Source organism: Citrobacter sp. R56, assembly GCF_016811995.1.
GTDB classification, from domain to species: domain Bacteria; phylum Pseudomonadota; class Gammaproteobacteria; order Enterobacterales; family Enterobacteriaceae; genus Citrobacter_D; species Citrobacter_D enshiensis.
On record NZ_CP069159.1, the window covers coordinates 268,505 to 286,734 of the forward strand.

At 54.4% G+C, this 18,230-nt stretch carries 14 protein-coding genes; 11 read left to right on the forward strand and 3 right to left on the reverse strand.

Annotated features, from left to right (window positions below):
* Window positions 1-7: 7 nt before the first annotated feature.
* The gene (gntK, locus tag JM656_RS01230; protein ID WP_203359706.1) at window positions 8-538 is read left to right on the forward strand and encodes a gluconokinase; all 531 of its coding nucleotides are present in this window, start codon (window positions 8-10) and stop codon (window positions 536-538) included.
* A complete protein-coding gene (gene gntU, locus JM656_RS01235; RefSeq protein WP_192614253.1) occupies window positions 538-1,878 on the forward strand; it encodes a gluconate transporter in 1,341 nt (446 codons plus the stop codon). The genes gntK and gntU overlap by 1 nt, the downstream gene beginning before the upstream one ends.
* A gap of 94 nt (window positions 1,879-1,972) precedes the next feature.
* Here gntU and JM656_RS01240 read toward each other — a convergent pair whose 3' ends face one another.
* Both JM656_RS01240 and yhgN read right to left on the reverse strand, forming a co-directional pair.
* Window positions 1,973-2,419 (reverse strand): hypothetical protein, encoded by a 447-nt coding sequence (locus tag JM656_RS01240; protein ID WP_203359707.1) that lies wholly within the window; start codon window positions 2,417-2,419, stop codon window positions 1,973-1,975.
* Between the two features lie 453 nt (window positions 2,420-2,872).
* A complete protein-coding gene (yhgN, locus tag JM656_RS01245; RefSeq protein ID WP_192614255.1) occupies window positions 2,873-3,466 on the reverse strand; it encodes an NAAT family transporter YhgN in 594 nt (197 codons plus the stop codon).
* 190 nt (window positions 3,467-3,656) lie between these two features.
* Here yhgN and asd point away from each other — a divergent pair, with 190 nt between their 5' ends.
* The 6 genes from asd (at window position 3,657) to glgP (ending at window position 14,402) form a co-directional block, all read left to right on the forward strand.
* Window positions 3,657-4,763 (forward strand): aspartate-semialdehyde dehydrogenase, encoded by a 1,107-nt coding sequence (asd, locus tag JM656_RS01250; protein WP_203359708.1) that lies wholly within the window; start codon window positions 3,657-3,659, stop codon window positions 4,761-4,763.
* 269 nt (window positions 4,764-5,032) lie between these two features.
* A complete protein-coding gene (gene glgB / locus JM656_RS01255; protein ID WP_203359709.1) occupies window positions 5,033-7,219 on the forward strand; it encodes a 1,4-alpha-glucan branching enzyme in 2,187 nt (728 codons plus the stop codon).
* Window positions 7,216-9,189, forward strand: coding sequence for a glycogen debranching protein GlgX (gene glgX / locus JM656_RS01260; RefSeq protein WP_203359710.1), 1,974 nt, complete (start codon window positions 7,216-7,218; stop codon window positions 9,187-9,189). The genes glgB and glgX overlap by 4 nt, the downstream gene beginning before the upstream one ends.
* 17 nt (window positions 9,190-9,206) lie before the next feature.
* A complete protein-coding gene (gene glgC / locus JM656_RS01265) occupies window positions 9,207-10,502 on the forward strand; it encodes a glucose-1-phosphate adenylyltransferase (protein WP_203359711.1) in 1,296 nt (431 codons plus the stop codon).
* Window positions 10,502-11,935 (forward strand): glycogen synthase GlgA, encoded by a 1,434-nt coding sequence (gene glgA, locus JM656_RS01270; protein WP_192614260.1) that lies wholly within the window; start codon window positions 10,502-10,504, stop codon window positions 11,933-11,935. Before glgC ends, glgA begins: the two co-directional genes overlap by 1 nt.
* Window positions 11,936-11,954: 19 nt before the next feature.
* Window positions 11,955-14,402 carry a glycogen phosphorylase gene (glgP, locus tag JM656_RS01275; RefSeq protein WP_203359712.1) on the forward strand — a complete coding sequence of 816 codons (2,448 nt, stop codon included), beginning with the start codon at window positions 11,955-11,957 and terminating at the stop codon, window positions 14,400-14,402.
* An 87-nt stretch (window positions 14,403-14,489) separates the two neighbouring features.
* Here the strand turns inward: glgP and glpD are convergent, their stop codons facing one another.
* Complete coding sequence (gene glpD / locus JM656_RS01280) at window positions 14,490-15,998, reverse strand: glycerol-3-phosphate dehydrogenase (protein WP_203359713.1); 1,509 nt, start codon at window positions 15,996-15,998, stop codon at window positions 14,490-14,492.
* 188 nt (window positions 15,999-16,186) lie between these two features.
* Between glpD and glpE the strand changes: the two genes are divergently transcribed.
* From glpE to JM656_RS01295, 3 genes are read left to right on the forward strand one after another with little or no spacing between them, the layout of a single operon-like run.
* Entirely contained in the window at window positions 16,187-16,513 is a 327-nt protein-coding gene (gene glpE / locus JM656_RS01285) for a thiosulfate sulfurtransferase GlpE (protein WP_203359714.1), read from the forward strand.
* Between the two features lie 44 nt (window positions 16,514-16,557).
* Window positions 16,558-17,388 (forward strand): rhomboid family intramembrane serine protease GlpG, encoded by an 831-nt coding sequence (gene glpG / locus JM656_RS01290; RefSeq protein ID WP_203359715.1) that lies wholly within the window; start codon window positions 16,558-16,560, stop codon window positions 17,386-17,388.
* 18 nt (window positions 17,389-17,406) lie between these two features.
* Complete coding sequence (locus JM656_RS01295; RefSeq protein WP_162383311.1) at window positions 17,407-18,165, forward strand: DeoR/GlpR family transcriptional regulator; 759 nt, start codon at window positions 17,407-17,409, stop codon at window positions 18,163-18,165.
* The last annotated feature ends 65 nt before the right edge of the window (window positions 18,166-18,230 follow it).

Sequence of the window (18,230 nt, forward strand, 5' to 3'; positions counted from 1 at the left end):
GCCCACTTTGAGCACGACTAACCATGATCACCACGTTTACGTTCTGATGGGCGTATCAGGCAGCGGTAAATCCGCTGTCGCCAGCGAAGTGGCGCATCAACTGAATGCCGCGTTTCTTGATGGCGATTTTCTCCATCCGCGCTGCAACATCACGAAAATGGCGTCCGGCGAGCCGCTGAATGACGACGACCGTAAACCGTGGTTACAGGCGCTGAATGATGCTGCGTTCGCGATGCAGCGTACCAACAAGGTTTCGCTGATCGTCTGTTCCGCCTTGAAAAAACATTACCGTGACCTGCTGCGCGACGGTAACCCGAACCTCTCTTTCATCTATCTGAAAGGGGACTTTGAAGTGATCGAAAACCGCCTGAAGGCGCGTAAAGGCCACTTCTTCAAAACGCAGATGTTGGTGACCCAGTTTGAAACACTGGAAGAACCGGGCGCTGACGAGAGCGATGTCCTGGTGGTGAATATCGATCAGCCACTGGAAGGTGTTGTCGCAAGCACCGTTGAGGTTATTAACAAAGGCAGTAAGTAGTGAGTACATTAACGCTTGTTTTAACAGCAGTAGGGTCTGTTTTACTGCTGTTGTTTTTAGTGATGAAGGCGCGTATGCACGCCTTCGTTGCTTTGATGGTGGTGTCTATTGGTGCAGGTCTCTTTTCCGGAATGCCGCTCGACAAAATCGCAGCGACGATGGAAAAGGGAATGGGGGGAACCCTGGGCTTCCTGGCGATTGTGGTCGCCCTGGGAGCCATGTTCGGCAAGATTTTGCATGAAACCGGGGCGGTCGATCAGATCGCCGTCAAAATGCTCAAATCTTTCGGCCACAGCCGGGCGCATTATGCGATTGGTCTGGCGGGTCTGATTTGCGCGCTGCCGCTATTCTTTGAGGTGGCGATCGTCCTGCTGATTAGCGTCGCGTTCTCTATGGCGCGTCATACGGGCACCAACCTCGTGAAGCTGGTGATCCCGCTGTTTGCGGGTGTGGCTGCCGCCGCCGCATTTCTGTTGCCGGGGCCTGCGCCGATGCTGCTGGCCTCCCAAATGCACGCCGATTTTGGCTGGATGATCCTGATTGGCCTGTGCGCGGCAATCCCCGGCATGATTATCGCCGGGCCGCTGTGGGGCAATTTCATTAGCCGTTATGTCGAACTGAATATTCCTGACGACATTACCGAACCGCATCTGGGCGAGGGCAAAATGCCGTCCTTCGGCTTTAGTCTGTCGCTGATCCTGCTGCCGCTGGTGCTGGTTGGGTTTAAAACTATCGCGGCACGCTTTGTGCCGGTCGGGTCTGACGCTTACCAATGGTTTGAATTTATTGGTCATCCGTTCACCGCGATTCTGGTGGCGTGTCTGGTGGCGATTTATGGCCTGGCAATGCGTCAGGGCATGCCGAAAGACAAAGTGATGGAAATTTGTGGTCATGCGCTGCAACCGGCGGGGATTATTCTGCTGGTGATTGGTGCAGGTGGCGTGTTCAAACAGGTACTGGTCGATTCCGGCGTGGGTCCTGCACTGGGCGAAGCGTTGACTGGCATGGGCTTACCGATTGCCATTACCTGCTTCGTGCTGGCGGCGGCGGTCCGTATCATTCAGGGTTCTGCGACGGTCGCGTGCTTAACGGCGGTCGGTCTGGTGATGCCGGTAATTGAACAACTGAACTTCTCCGGTGCGCAGATGGCGGCACTGTCCATCTGTATTGCAGGCGGTTCAATCGTGGTCAGTCACGTTAACGACGCCGGTTTCTGGTTGTTCGGTAAGTTTACCGGCGCGACCGAAGCACAAACGTTGAAGACCTGGACGATGATGGAAACCATCCTCGGCACCGTTGGCGCGATTGTCGGTATGATTGCGTTCCAGCTGCTGAGCTGAGTCCGATGCCCGGTGGCGCTTGCGCTTACCGGGCCTGGATCCGCGCACCTATTCAGGCCGTAGGCCGGGTAAGCGTAAGCGCCACCCGGCTTTTTTACAGCATCACCACACCATTCTCGGTTTTCAACCAACGCGGTGCTTTCAGCGTATCGGCGAAATAACCCACCAGATCCTGTAGCAAATCACCCGCAACCCGTTCCATATCATCAGAAAGCGTTTTGCTCATCAGTAAGAGTGTTAATAACTGGCAGTAACGCCCCATTTGATCGGGTTCAGGCTCGAAGAGGGGGAAACGGGTCGGTAATGTTTCTACCGTCAGGCTGGCTTGCAGGTGTTGCGGTACGGGTTCCGTCAGCGTCGGTTGCAATAACGCGAGACAGGCCGACAGACGCGCGCAAATCGCCAGTTTTTCAACCGGGTCATGACATTCAACAAGCCCTTCGACAAAACGCTCGCAGTTATCCGCCAGCTCGGTGAAATCCGTGGCATGGCTAAAGGGCAGGGTAAATAAAGCGTGTGAAAAGAGAGGGGTAGTAGCCATAGGGGCAGCCTCCGATGAGTGATTTTCATCCGCCACTGGAGAGGCTAATCTCCATGGGTGGCGGAACCGGGCAGGGTTAGCCTTACCGGCCTCATCGGATACCGGCGCGTCTTACGACGCCCCCGCCCGGCCCACCATTGAAGTGTAGCTAAGCGTGCGACACAAAAATACTTGCGTCACCGATGAGGATTTTCAGAAGGCTAATTCTGGCACCTGATTTTGCAGGCGCAGCGAGAAGATAATGCTTATCTGTGAGGCTGACAAGAGGGCATTCCGGAAGGCGCTTCGCAGAAATGAAAATACGTTTTTTCAGCGACTTAAAAGCTTGAGGTGTTTCTTAAAAACACATTCACGTTGTTGATTGCCCGGTGGCGCTACGCTTACCGGGCCTACACACGAGCACATATTCGACATCGTAGGCCGGGTAAGGCGAAGCCGCCACCCGGCACAACGTCACCCCTTCATCCACATCCGAACGCCATCCAGGAACATCTGGGTCGCCATCATCACCAGAATCAGCCCCATCAGACGCTCCAGCGCGTTAACCCCTTTCTCGCCCAGCAGGCGTAAAAACAGCGACGATTGCAGCAAAATCACAAATGTTCCGCCCCAGGCGATCAGCAGGGCAATCACCAGATGCCCCATCTGATTCGGGTATTGGTGCGATAACAGCATCAACGATGCCAGGATCGTCGGGCCTGCAACCAGCGGGATCGCCAGCGGTACGATAAACGGCTCTTCACCCGCCGGAAGCCCGGCGCTATTCCCGGTGGCGCTGGGGAAAATCATCTTGATGGCGATCAGGAACAGAATGATGCCCCCGGAAATCGACACGGTTTCTGCACGCAGGTTAAGAAATGCCAGAATTTTCTCGCCCGCAAACAGGAATATCAGCATCACCAACAGCGCAATAAACAGCTCGCGAACCATAATTGCGCGTCGGCGTTTGGGTTCGGTATGTTTCAGTACGGACATGAAAATGGGCAGATTTCCGAGTGGATCCATAATCAAGATCAACAAAACTGCCGCCGAAATGATTTCATTCATAAGTCAAATTCCCAGATAATCAGTACGGACTTTCTGCTTGTTTGCGCAGCGGGATAAGTCGCATTACTGATGGCTTCGCTATCATTGATTAATTTCACTTGCGACTTTGGCTGCTTTTTGTATGGTGAAGGATGTGCCGCAGGATACTGGCACACATACACAGCACACATCTCTGCAGGAAAAAAACGCTATGAAAAATGTTGGTTTTATCGGCTGGCGCGGTATGGTCGGCTCTGTACTCATGCAACGCATGGTTGAAGAGCGCGACTTCGACGCCATTCGCCCTGTTTTCTTTTCTACTTCCCAGCTCGGGCAGGCGGCACCGACGTTTGGTGCGACCTCCACCGGCATGCTTCAGGACGCGTTTGATCTGGAAGCGCTGAAAGCGCTCGATATCATCGTGACCTGCCAGGGCGGCGATTATACCAACGAAATCTATCCAAAGCTTCGTGAAAGCGGTTGGCAGGGTTACTGGATTGATGCCGCTTCCTCACTGCGTATGAAAGACGACGCCATCATCATTCTCGACCCGGTTAACCAGGATGTCATCACCGACGGCTTAAACAAAGGCATTAAGACCTTCGTCGGCGGCAACTGCACCGTGAGTCTGATGCTGATGTCGCTTGGCGGCCTGTTCGCCAACGATCTGGTTGACTGGGTATCTGTCGCGACCTACCAGGCCGCTTCCGGCGGCGGCGCACGCCATATGCGCGAACTGCTGAGCCAGATGGGCCATTTGTATGGTCATGTGGTCGAGGAACTGGCGACCCCTTCTTCTGCGATCCTCGATATCGAACGTAAAGTCACCACCCTGAGCCGTAGCGGCGAGTTACCGGTTGATAACTTTGGCGTACCGCTGGCGGGCAGCCTGATCCCGTGGATCGACAAACAGCTTGATAACGGCCAGAGCCGTGAAGAGTGGAAGGGACAAGCGGAAACCAACAAGATCCTCAACACCGCCTCCGTGATCCCGGTGGATGGTCTGTGCGTGCGCGTGGGCGCGCTGCGCTGCCACAGCCAGGCGTTCACCATTAAACTTAAAAAAGATGTCTCTATTCCGACCGTGGAAGAACTGCTGGCGGCCCATAACCCGTGGGCGAAAGTCGTACCTAACGATCGTGAAATTACCATGCGTGAGTTAACCCCGGCGGCCGTTACCGGCACGCTAACCACGCCAGTAGGGCGTCTGCGTAAGCTGAACATGGGACCCGAGTTCCTGTCAGCCTTTACCGTCGGCGATCAACTGCTGTGGGGCGCTGCAGAACCGCTGCGCAGAATGCTGCGTCAGTTGGCCTAACAGTGTGTTAAATATACAGGGGTGCTGAGTCACCCCTTTTTTGCGTAATACAGGAGTAAACGCGATGTTTCATTATTTACCAGGAGTTAGATAAAGCATTGGCTATTCTTTAAGGGTGGCTAAATACGGTGCGTATTTAGACCTTGCCTGGAGGTAGGACGGAGCAGAAAGGATGCACATTGTGCTGCGCCGTTCAGGTCAAAGAAGTGTCGCTACCTGATGTCGAAGATCAGTTGGAAGGGGCGATACCATAAAACAGGATGACAACCATGTCCGTTCGTATCGATAGAGACGTGATTAATGCGCTTATTGCAGGCCACTTTGCGGATCCTTTTTCCGTACTCGGTATGCATCAAACTGACGCTGGACTTGAGGTCCGGGCCCTATTACCTGACGCCACCGAAGTGTGGGTGATTGAACCTAAAACCGGGCGTAAAGTCGGCAATCTGGAATGCCTCGACTCACGGGGTTTTTTCTGCGGCGTAATGCCCCGGCGTAAAAATGTCTTCCGCTATCAACTCGCTGTTGTCTGGCATGGGCAACAGAATCTGATTGATGATCCTTATCGCTTTGGCCCTCTGATCCAGGAAATGGATGCCTGGTTATTATCTGAAGGCACCCATCTGCGTCCGTATGAAACCCTGGGGGCGCATGCGGATACGATGGACGGCGTTACCGGTACGCGTTTCTCTGTCTGGGCGCCTAACGCCCGACGCGTCTCGGTGGTCGGGCAGTTCAACTACTGGGATGGTCGTCGCCACCCAATGCGTCTGCGCAAAGAGAGCGGCATCTGGGAGCTGTTTATCCCCGGCGCGCAAAATGGTCAGCTGTATAAATATGAAATGATCGACGCACATGGCCGCCTGCGCGTTAAAGCCGACCCCTATGCGTTTGAGGCGCAAATGCGCCCGGAGACGGCGTCGCTCATTTGCGGTTTGCCGGAAAAGGTCGTCCAGAGCGAGGCGCGCAAACAGGCCAATCAATTCGACGCGCCCATCTCCATTTATGAGGTGCATCTCGGCTCCTGGCGTCGTCACACCGACAATAATTTCTGGCTCAGTTATCGTGAGCTGGCAGATCAGTTGATTCCCTACGTGAAGTGGATGGGCTTCACGCACATTGAGTTACTGCCGATTAATGAACACCCGTTTGACGGCAGTTGGGGCTACCAGCCTACCGGCCTGTATGCGCCGACGCGTCGTTTTGGTACGCGCGACGACTTCCGTTACTTCGTCAATGCCGCACATCAGGCGGGGCTGAACGTCATTCTCGACTGGGTCCCGGGGCATTTTCCGTCAGACGACTTTGGCCTGGCGGAGTTTGACGGCACCGACCTTTACGAACACAGCGACCCACGCGAAGGCTACCATCAGGACTGGAACACGCTGATCTACAACTACGGTCGCCGCGAAGTCAGTAACTATCTGGTCGGTAACGCCCTGTACTGGATTGAACGTTTCGGGATTGATGCGCTGCGCGTGGACGCCGTCGCGTCGATGATTTATCGCGACTACAGCCGCAAAGAAGGTGAGTGGATCCCTAACGAGTATGGCGGTCGCGAAAACCTCGAAGCGATCGAATTTTTACGCAATACCAACCGTATTCTGGGCGAACAGGTGCCCGGCGCGGTCAGTATGGCGGAAGAGTCTACGGATTTTCCGGGGGTTTCTCGCCCGCAGGACATGGGGGGGCTGGGCTTCTGGTTCAAATGGAACCTCGGCTGGATGCATGACACGCTGGACTATATGAAGCTGGATCCGGTCCATCGTCAGTATCATCATGATAAGCTGACCTTCGGCATGCTGTACAACTACACCGAAAACTTTGTTCTGCCGCTGTCGCATGACGAAGTGGTCCACGGCAAAAAATCCATTCTTGATCGCATGCCCGGCGACGCCTGGCAGAAATTTGCCAACCTGCGTGCCTATTACGGCTGGATGTGGGCTTTCCCTGGTAAGAAGTTACTGTTTATGGGCAACGAGTTTGCCCAGGGACGCGAATGGAACCACGACGCCAGCCTTGACTGGCATCTGCTGGAAGGCGGCGACAACTGGCACCACGGCGTCCAGCGCCTGGTCCGCGATCTGAACCACACCTACCGTCACCATAAAGCGCTGCATGAGGTTGATTTTGATGGGTATGGATTCGAATGGCTGGTGGTGGACGACAACGAACGTTCGGTGCTGATTTTTGCCCGTCGGGACAAAGCAGGTAACGAAATTATTGTCGCCAGCAACTTTACGCCGGTCCCACGTCCTGGCTATCGCTTCGGCATTAATCAGCCGGGGAAATGGCGCGAGATAGTGAATACCGACTCCATGCACTATCACGGCAGTAATACCGGCAATGGCGGAGCCGTACAAAGCGATGAAATTGCCAGTCACGGTCGCCAGCACTCACTGAGCCTAACTTTGCCGCCGTTAGCCACCATCTGGCTGATGCGGGAGGGGGAATGAGCCAACTGGCCATCGGTAACGCCACGCCGCATGGCGCAACCTACGACGGTCATGGCGTTAACTTTACGCTCTTTTCGGTGAATGCCGCGCGCGTTGAACTGTGCGTTTTCGATGCGCAGGGGGGCGAGCAGCGTTATGAGCTTCCGGGGCGGAGCGGCGATGTCTGGCATGGTTATCTGGCCGATGCCAGGCCCGGCCTGCGTTACGGTTATCGTGTGTATGGTCCGTGGAAACCTGAACAGGGGTTGCTTTTCAATCCGGCGAAATTGCTGATTGACCCTTATGCCCGCCGGGTGGAAGGCGAACTGAAAGATTATCCCGAGTTGCATGGCGGATATGACGCGCCGGATCGCCGTGACAGCGCCGCCTTCGCGCCAAAATGCGTGGTGGTGGCCGACCATTATGACTGGGAAGACGATGCCCCGCCGCGCACGCCGTGGGGCAATTCGGTGATCTACGAGGCGCACGTGAAGGGGCTGACGTATCTGCATCCGGGGATCCCGGAGGAGATACGCGGCACTTACAAGGCGCTTGGTCATCCGGTGATGGTGGCTTATTTCAAACAGTTGGGAATCACCGCCCTGGAGCTGTTGCCGGTGGTGCATTTCGCCAGCGAACCGCGTTTACAACGGCTGGGGCTGTCGAACTACTGGGGCTATAACCCCATGGCGATGTTCTCGCTTCATCCGGCATATGCCTGCTCCCCGGAGACTGCGCTCGATGAATTTCGCGACGCGGTGAAAGCGCTGCATAAAGCCGGTATTGAAGTCATTCTCGACATTGTTCTCAATCATAGTGCGGAGTTGGATCTCGACGGTCCGTTCTTCTCTCTGCGCGGAATCGACAACCGTAGCTATTATTGGATTAAGGAGGATGGTGATTACCACAACTGGACCGGCTGTGGTAATACGCTCAATTTAAGCCATCCCGGCGTGGTGGAGTATGCGTGCGAGTGCCTGCGTTACTGGGTTGAGACGTGCCATGTTGATGGTTTTCGTTTTGATCTGGCCTCCGTCATGGGGCGTACGCCTGAGTTTCGTCAGGATGCGCCGCTGTTTAACGCCATCAAAAACTGCCCGTTGCTTTCAAATATTAAGCTGATTGCTGAGCCATGGGATATTGGTGAAGGGGGATATCAGGTCGGTAATTTCCCGCCACCGTTTGCCGAGTGGAACGATCATTTCCGCGACGCGGCCCGGCGTTTTTGGTTGCAACGCAATTTGTCTCCGGGTGATTTTGCGCAGCGTTTTGCCGCCTCCAGCGATGTATTTAAACGCAATGGCCGTAAACCCAGCGCAACAGTGAATCTGGTTACTGCCCATGACGGATTTACGATCAGAGACTGTGTTTGTTTCAATCAGAAACATAATGAGGCAAACGGTGAGGAAAATCGCGACGGCACCAACAACAATTATAGTAACAATCATGGTAAAGAAGGATTAGGCGGTACGTTAGACCTGATTGAACGGCGGCGCGACAGCATTCATGCCCTGTTGACGACGTTACTGCTCTCTCAGGGGACGCCGATGTTGCTTGCGGGCGATGAGCATGGTCACAGCCAGCATGGCAACAACAACGCTTACTGCCAGGATAATGCCTTAACCTGGCTGGACTGGCAGCAGGCGAACAGTGGGTTAACCCTGTTCACTGCCGCGTTGATTCATCTTCGCCAGAAGATCCCTGCGTTAACCCGGGATAGCTGGTGGGAAGAGAACGACGGCAATGTGCAGTGGCTTAATCAGTACGCACAACCCTTGAGTGCGGATGAGTGGCAAAACGGACCGAAACAGATGCAAATCTTGCTGTCGGGTCGTTTTCTGATCGCAATAAACGCCACGCTTGAGGTAACAGATATCGTTTTACCTGAAGGGGAATGGCGCGCTATTCCTCCATTTGCTGGAGAGGATAATCCAGTGATTACGGCTATCTGGCAGGGACCTGCGCACGGACTGTGTGTGTTCCAAAGATGATAAAAAAGGAGTTAGTCATGGTGAGTTTAGATAAAAACGATCGTTTAATGTTGGCGCGCCAGCTGCCATTGAAATCTGTTGCCCTGATCCTGGCCGGTGGCCGTGGTACCCGTCTAAAAGACTTAACCAACAAACGCGCCAAGCCAGCCGTTCACTTTGGCGGCAAGTTCCGCATTATCGATTTTGCGTTATCCAATTGCATTAACTCTGGGATCCGCCGTATCGGCGTCATCACGCAGTATCAGTCCCATACCCTGGTGCAGCATATTCAACGCGGCTGGTCATTCTTCAGTGAAGAGATGAATGAGTTTGTTGACTTGCTGCCCGCTCAGCAAAGGATGCAGGGCGAAAACTGGTATCGTGGCACCGCAGATGCCGTCACCCAAAACCTGGACATCATTCGTCGCTATAAAGCGGAATATGTGGTGATCCTCGCGGGCGATCACATCTATAAGCAAGATTACTCTCGCATGCTGATAGACCATGTTGAGAAAGGGGCGCGTTGTACCGTGGCATGTATGCCGGTGCCTATCGAAGAAGCCAGCGCGTTTGGCGTGATGGCTGTTGATGAGACCGACAAAATTATCGAGTTTGTGGAAAAACCGGCGAACCCGCCAGCGATGCCAAACGATCCGACCAGGTCCCTCGCCAGTATGGGCATCTATGTTTTTGATGCTGATTACCTCTATGAACTGCTGGCAGAAGATGATGAGAATGACGCGTCCAGCCATGACTTCGGCAAAGATATTATTCCGAAAATTACCGAAGCTGGCCTGGCTTTTGCGCATCCATTCCCATTGTCCTGCGTGCAGTCAGACGCGGATGCCGAACCGTACTGGCGCGATGTTGGAACCCTGGAAGCATACTGGAAAGCCAACCTCGATCTGGCGTCTGTCACGCCTGAGCTCGATATGTACGACCAGGAATGGCCCATCCGTACGCACATGGAACCGTTGCCGCCCGCGAAATTTGTGCAGGACCGCTCCGGCAGTCACGGGATGACGCTCAACTCGCTGGTTTCCGGCGGCTGTATTATTTCCGGTTCGGTGGTGGTGCAGTCGGTTCTGTTCCCACGGGTAAGGGTGAATTCGTTCTGTAACATTGATTCGGCAGTCTTGTTGCCAGAAGTTTGGGTCGGGCGTTCCTGCCGTTTGCGCCGTTGCATCGTCGATCGCGCTTGTGTGATCCCGGAAGGCATGGTGATTGGTGAAAACGCGGAAGAGGATGCGCGTCGTTTTTACCGTTCAGAAGAAGGCATTGTGCTGGTCACGCGTGAGATGCTGCGCAAACTGCAGGTCAACCAGGAGCGATAATGCAGGTTATACATGTATGTTCAGAGATGTTCCCTCTGTTGAAAACCGGGGGGCTGGCGGATGTGATTGGCGCATTGCCGGCGGCACAAATTGCGGATGGCGTGGATGCCCGTGTATTGCTTCCTGCATTTCCTGACATTCGTCGGGGGGTAACCGATGCAAAGGTGGTTACCCGACGCGACACCTTCGCAGGAAGGATCACGCTGTTGTTCGGTCATTACAACGGTGTCGGTATCTACCTGATTGATGCTCCCCATTTGTATGACCGTCCGGGTAGCCCGTATCACGACACCAACTTATTTGCGTACACCGATAACGTGCTGCGTTTTGCGTTGCTGGGGTGGGTCGGATGTGAAATGGCCTGCGGCCTTGATCCATTCTGGCGCCCGGATGTGGTGCATGCGCACGACTGGCATGCAGGTCTGGCGCCAGCCTATCTGGCGGCGCGCGGCCATCCGGCGAAATCGGTGTTCACCGTACACAACCTGGCATATCAAGGCATGTTTTATGCAAAGCATATGGATGACATCCAATTGCCATGGTCGTTCTTTAATGTGCACGGACTGGAGTTTAACGGACAGATTTCATTCCTGAAGGCGGGGTTGTACTACGCCGACCATATCACGGCGGTCAGCCCGACCTATGCACGTGAAATCACGGAAGCGCAGTTTGCCTACGGGATGGAAGGTTTGCTGCAACAACGGCATCGTGAAGGACGTCTGTCCGGCGTGTTGAACGGTGTGGACGAGAATATCTGGAGCCCGGAAACCGATCTTCTGCTGGCGTCACGCTACACGCGTGATTCGCTGGAAGAGAAAGCGGAAAACAAACGGCAGTTGCAGATAGCGATGGGCTTAAAGGTCAATGACAAGGCCCCGTTGTTTGCGGTCGTCAGCCGCCTGACCAGCCAGAAAGGTCTGGATCTGGTGCTGGAAGCCTTACCGGGTTTGTTAGAGCAGGGCGGGCAACTGGCGTTGCTCGGCGCAGGCGACCCCATATTGCAGGAAGGGTTTCTTGCCGCCGCCGCAGAGCACCCGGGTCAGGTCGGCGTGCAGATCGGCTATCACGAGGCGTTCTCACATCGCATTATGGGTGGCGCGGATGTGATTCTGGTGCCCAGCCGCTTTGAACCTTGCGGCTTAACGCAATTATATGGATTGAAGTACGGCACGCTGCCGCTAGTGCGGCGCACCGGTGGGCTGGCTGATACGGTGTCTGATAGTTCGCTGGAAAACCTGGCGGACGGTATCGCCAGTGGGTTTGTATTTGAAGATAGTAACGCCTGGTCGCTATTAAGAGCGATTAGACGGGCTTTCGTGTTGTGGTCCCGGCCTTCGCTCTGGCGTTTTGTGCAACGGCAGGCAATGGCCATGGATTTTAGCTGGCACGTCGCGGCGAAGTCGTACCGCGAGCTTTACTATCGTTTGAAATAGTTATCCAGGAATCACTTATATGAATGCTCCATTTTCTTATGCATCGCCCACACTCAGCGTAGAGGCCCTTAAGCATTCTATTGCCTATAAGCTGATGTTTACGATTGGCAAAGATCCGGTCATTGCCAACAAACATGAGTGGCTGAACGCTACATTGTTCGCGGTGCGCGATCGTCTCGTGGAGCGCTGGCTGCGTTCTAACCGTGCTCAACTGTCACAGGAAACCCGTCAGGTGTACTACCTGTCGATGGAGTTCCTGATTGGCCGCACCCTTTCCAATGCGCTGTTATCGTTAGGTATTTATGACGATGTCAAAGGTGCGCTGGAAGGCATGGGGCTAGACCTTGAGGAATTGATTGATGAAGAGAACGACCCGGGCCTCGGTAACGGCGGTCTGGGGCGTCTGGCGGCGTGTTTCCTCGACTCGCTGGCAACGTTAGGTCTGCCGGGTCGTGGGTACGGTATCCGCTACGACTACGGCATGTTCCGGCAGAATATTGTCGACGGGCGGCAGAAAGAGTCTCCGGACTACTGGCTGGAATACGGCAACCCGTGGGAGTTCAAACGTCATAACAAGCGCTATAAAGTGCGTTTTGGCGGACGTATCCAGCAGGAAGGTAAGAAGACACGCTGGATTGAAACCGAAGAGATTCTGGCCGTCGCCTACGACCAGATCATCCCAGGTTACGACACCGATGCCACCAACACGTTACGTTTGTGGAATGCGCAGGCCAGCAGTGAAATCAACCTTGGTAAATTTAACCAGGGTGACTACTTCGCGGCGGTGGAAGACAAAAACCATTCCGAAAACGTTTCCCGCGTCCTCTATCCGGATGATTCGACCTATTCGGGGCGTGAACTGCGTTTGCGCCAGGAGTACTTCCTGGTCTCTTCGACTATCCAGGACATCCTGAGTCGCCACTACCAGCTGCACAAAACCTACGACAATCTGGCGGATAAAATTGCTATCCACCTCAACGACACCCACCCGGTGCTGTCGATTCCTGAAATGATGCGTCTGCTTATCGACGACCACAAATTCAGTTGGGATGATGCGTTTGAAGTGTGCTGCCAGGTGTTCTCCTACACCAACCACACGTTGATGAGTGAGGCGCTGGAAACCTGGCCGGTCGATATGCTGGGTAAAATTCTGCCGCGTCATTTGCAGATAATCTTTGAGATCAACGACTACTTCCTGAAAACCTTGCAGGAACAGTACCCCAACGATACTGCTTTGTTGGGACGCGCGTCGATCATTGACGAGTCCAACGGTCGTCGCGTGCGCATGGCGTGGCTGGCGGTGGTGGTGAGTCACAAAGTTAACGGCGTCTCCGAACTGCACTCCAACCTGATGGTACAGTCGCTGTTTGCCGATTTTGCGAAGATCTTCCCGACGCGATTCTGCAATGTCACTAACGGTGTGACGCCGCGCCGCTGGTTGGCGCTGGCGAACCCGCCGCTCTCCGACGTGCTGGATGAGAACATTGGCCGCACCTGGCGTACCGATCTCAGCCAGTTGAGCGAGCTTGAACAGCACTGCGATTTCCCGCTGGTCAACCATGCGGTGCGTCAGGCGAAGCTGGAGAACAAAAAACGTCTGGCGCTGCTTATCGCTCAGAACCTGAATGTGGTGGTGAATCCGAAAGCGCTGTTTGATGTGCAGATCAAACGTATTCACGAGTACAAACGCCAGTTGATGAACGTGCTGCATGTGATCACCCGTTACAACCGTATCAAGGCTGAGCCTGATGCCGAGTGGGTGCCGCGTGTGAATATTTTCGCGGGGAAAGCGGCTTCCGCTTACTACATGGCGAAACACATCATTCACTTGATCAACGATGTCGCGAAGGTGATCAACAACGATCCGCAGATTGGCGACAAGCTGAAGGTGGTCTTTATCCCTAACTACAGCGTCAGCCTGGCGCAGGTGATCGTTCCTGCCGCCGACCTGTCTGAGCAGATTTCACTGGCAGGAACAGAAGCGTCCGGCACCAGTAATATGAAATTTGCCCTCAACGGCGCGCTGACGATCGGTACGCTGGACGGCGCCAACGTCGAGATGCTGGAGCATGTGGGTGCGGAAAATATCTTTATCTTTGGTAATACGGCGGAAGAGGTCGAGGCGCTGCGCAGTAAGGGCTACAAACCTCGCGAGTATTACGAGAAAGACGAAGAGCTGCATCAGGTGCTGACGCAAATTGGCAGCGGCGTGTTCAGTCCGGACGAACCAGGCCGTTATCGTGACCTGGTGGACTCGCTGATTAACTTTGGCGACCACTATCAGGTGTTGGCGGATTACCGCAGCTATGTTGACTGTCAGGATAAGGTCGACGAACTGTATCTGCGTCCGGAAGAGTGGACCGCGAAGACCATGCTCAACATCGCCAATATGGGGTATTTCTCCTCCGACAGGACGATCAAAGAGTATGCCGACACCATCTGGCATATTGATTCGGTGCGGTTGTAATGAAGAAAGGCCCGGTAGTTTTACCGGGCCTGCGGGTTAATGCCGTTCTGTAGGCCGGAAAAGCGAAGTCGCCATCCGGCCTTTATATTAAGACGCTAACGACAGTTGGCGTTTATCTAGGTATTCCGCCAACCAGTGGGTGATGCGGGACTGCTGTTCAGCGTTGAGCCACATCCCTTCTTTGGTGCGACGCCACAGCGCATCGTCTGCTCGGCGTACCCACTCGTGCTCGACCAGATACTTCAGCTCCGCTTCGTAGAATTCGTGACCGAAATCTTCACCTAAGTCCGCAATCGACGTGGCTTCACCCAGAATCCATTCCGTGTTGCTGCCGTAGGTGCGCGAGTAGTGGCGTGCCAGCGATTCCGTCAGGAAAGGGTAGCGACGGCGCAGTTTTGCCGCATAATCTTCACGGTCATTGCCAATTTCGCCGCCTGGCAGGATGCACTCTTTGGTCCAGGCCGGGCCAATACCCTGATAGTAAGATGACAGTTTTTCCACTGCGTGTTCGGCCAGCTTACGGTAGGTGGTCAGCTTGCCGCCAAACACAGACAGCAGCGGGGCTTTGCCGTTTTCGTCGTGAATATCCAGCGTGTAGTCACGCGTGATGGCCTGTGGCGAATCGGATTCGTCATCACACAGCGGGCGTACGCCAGAGTAAGTCCAGACGATATCGTCGCGTCCCAGTTGTTTCTTAAAGTGCGCGTTGTAAACCTTCAGCAGGTAATTGATTTCACTTTCGTCAATTTTCACCGCTTTCGGGTCGCCATTATATTCAACGTCGGTGGTGCCGATTATTGAGAACTCATCCATCCACGGGATCACAAACACAATGCGTTTGTCTTCGTTTTGCAGGATGTAAGCCTGCTTCTGCGTGTGGACGCGCGGCACCACGATATGGCTGCCTTTGATCAGGCGGATACCGTACGGTGAAGGCAGATGCATACCGTCGTCGAAGAACTGTTTCACCCACGGGCCCGTCGCGTTAACCAGACCACGCGCCTGCCAGCTGTATTTTTTGCCGGTATCGATGTCTTCCGCTTCTACTATCCACAATCCGTTTTCACGGCGGGCGGAGGTTGCGCGGGTACGGGTTAACACTTCACCCCCTTTGCGAACCACCATTTGGGCGTTTGCCAGAACCAGTCGCGCATCGTCTACCCAGCAGTCAGAATATTCGAAACCGCGCACGATCTCAGGTTTCAGCACAGAATCTGCGCCAAAACGCAAACCGGTTGAACCAGGCAAACTGGTGCGTTTGCCCAGGTGATCGTACATAAAAAGACCTACGCGGATCATCCATGCCGGACGCAGGTGCGGGCGGTGCGGCAGACGAAAACGCATCGGGAAGGCTATATGCGGTGCCATTTTCAACAGCACTTCACGCTCGGCCAGCGCTTCGCTGACCAGGCGGAATTCGTAGTGTTCCAGGTAGCGCAAGCCACCGTGGATGAGTTTAGAACTCGCAGAGGAGGTGGCGCAGGCTAAATCCTGCGCTTCCAGCATCAGCACGGATAAACCACGTCCAGCGGCGTCTGCCGCGATACCGGCACCGTTAATGCCCCCGCCTATCACAATCAGATCTTTGGTTTCCATGCTGCCCTCTTGCGCTTTCGTTATAGCTCAGAAATGTTCGTTATCGAACATAATAGCAAAGAAACGCGCCATTGGTAACATCGAAAAAACATTTTAGAGTGATACATATAACATTATGGTGTTTCCCTGCCGTCTGAACGTACACTGGGCGTTACTATGGCTTACCGGCAATAAAAGAAAGAGAGTCTATGGATCAGTTTGAATGTATTAACGTTGAAGAAGCTCACCAGAAACTGCATCACGGAAAAGCGGTACTGGTCGATATCCGTGATCCGCAAAGCTATGCAATGGGGCATGCGCCGCAAGCGTTTCATTTGACCAATGACACGCTGGGAACGTTTATGCGCGAGCATGACTTCGATAGCGTGGTGATGGTGATGTGCTACCACGGCAATAGCAGCAAAGGGGCGGCGCAGTATCTTCTCCAGCAAGGCTATGACGCGGTCTACAGTGTTGATGGCGGCTTTGATGCCTGGCACCGCCATTTTCCCTCAGAGGTGGCATACGGCTCGTAAGCCTTTATACTGTCCTCTTTTGTGTGGACTAAGCGACAGCAACGATGTTGATGATTACCTCTTTTGCTAACCCCCGCGTGGCGCAGGCATTTGTTGATTATATGGCGACGCAGGGCGTTATCCTGACGATTCAACAACATGACCAAAGCGACGTCTGGCTGGCGGATGAATCCCAGGCCGAGCGCGTCCAGGCGGAGCTGGCGCGATTCCTCGAAAACCCGGGCGATCCGCGTTATCTGGCGGCGAGCTGGCAGTCCGGTCATACCGACAGCGGACTCCACTACCGCCGTTTCCCGTTTATTGCCACGCTGCGTGAACGGGCAGGTCCCGTTACCTGGCTTGTCATGGCGGCATGCATCCTGGTGTTTCTCGCGATGAACATCATGGGCGATCAGAACGTGATGCTTTGGCTGGCCTGGCCGTTTGACCCGTCGCTGAAATATGAGTTCTGGCGCTATTTCACCCATGCGTTTATGCACTTCTCGCTGATGCACATTCTCTTTAACCTGCTGTGGTGGTGGTACCTTGGCGGGGCGGTCGAAAAACGTCTGGGCAGCGGCAAACTGGTCGTCATTACGGTGATCAGCGCACTGCTGAGCGGCTATGTGCAGCAGAAATTTAGCGGTCCGTGGTTTGGCGGGCTTTCGGGTGTTGTTTATGCATTGATGGGTTATGTCTGGCTGCGCGGTGAACGCGATCCGCAAAGTGGTATATACCTTCAGCGTGGTTTGATTATTTTTGCGTTGATTTGGATAGTAGCCGGCTGGTTTGACGTGTTTGGGATGTCGATGGCGAATGGCGCACACATCGCCGGGCTGGCGGTAGGTTTGGCAATGGCATTGGCTGATACGGTTAATGTGCGAAAACGAACATAGAAATTCCAGGGAATCAGAATGAAACAAACACAACGACATGACGCGATCATTGAACTGGTAAAAAAACAGGGATACGTCAGCACCGAAGAGCTGGTGGAGCATTTCTCCGTCAGCCCGCAGACGATTCGCCGCGATCTCAACGATCTGGCCGATCAAAACCTGATTCTGCGCCATCACGGTGGGGCGGCGCTGCCTTCCAGTTCCGTGAACACGCCGTGGCACGATCGAAAAGCAACACAGACGGCGGAAAAAGAGCGTATCGCGCGTAAAGTCGCCACGCAAATACCGAATGGCTCCACGCTGTTTATCGATATCGGTACAACGCCGGAAGCGGTCGCGCATGCGCTGCTGGACCACAGCAATCTGCGTATTGTGACCAACAACCTCAACGTGGCGAACACGCTGATGGTGAAAGAGGATTTTCGCATTATTCTGGCCGGCGGTGAGCTTCGCAGCCGTGATGGCGGGATCATTGGCGAAGCAACGCTCGATTTTATCTCTCAGTTCCGCCTCGATTTTGGCATTTTGGGGATCAGCGGCATCGACAGCGATGGCTCATTGCTGGAGTTTGATTATCACGAAGTACGCACCAAACGCGCGATCATTGAGAACTCACGTCACGTCATGCTGGTGGTGGATCACTCGAAGTTTGGTCGTAATGCGATGGTGAACATGGGCAGCATTAGCCTCGTCGATGCGGTCTATACCGATACCATGCCGCCCGCAGGCGTGATGCAGGTGATTGCCGAGCACCACATTCAGCTGGAGCTGTGTTAATGACGTTTGCCGGATGACGGCTAACGCCGGTCCGGCCTACAAAATCACCCGCCCTCGTAGGCCCG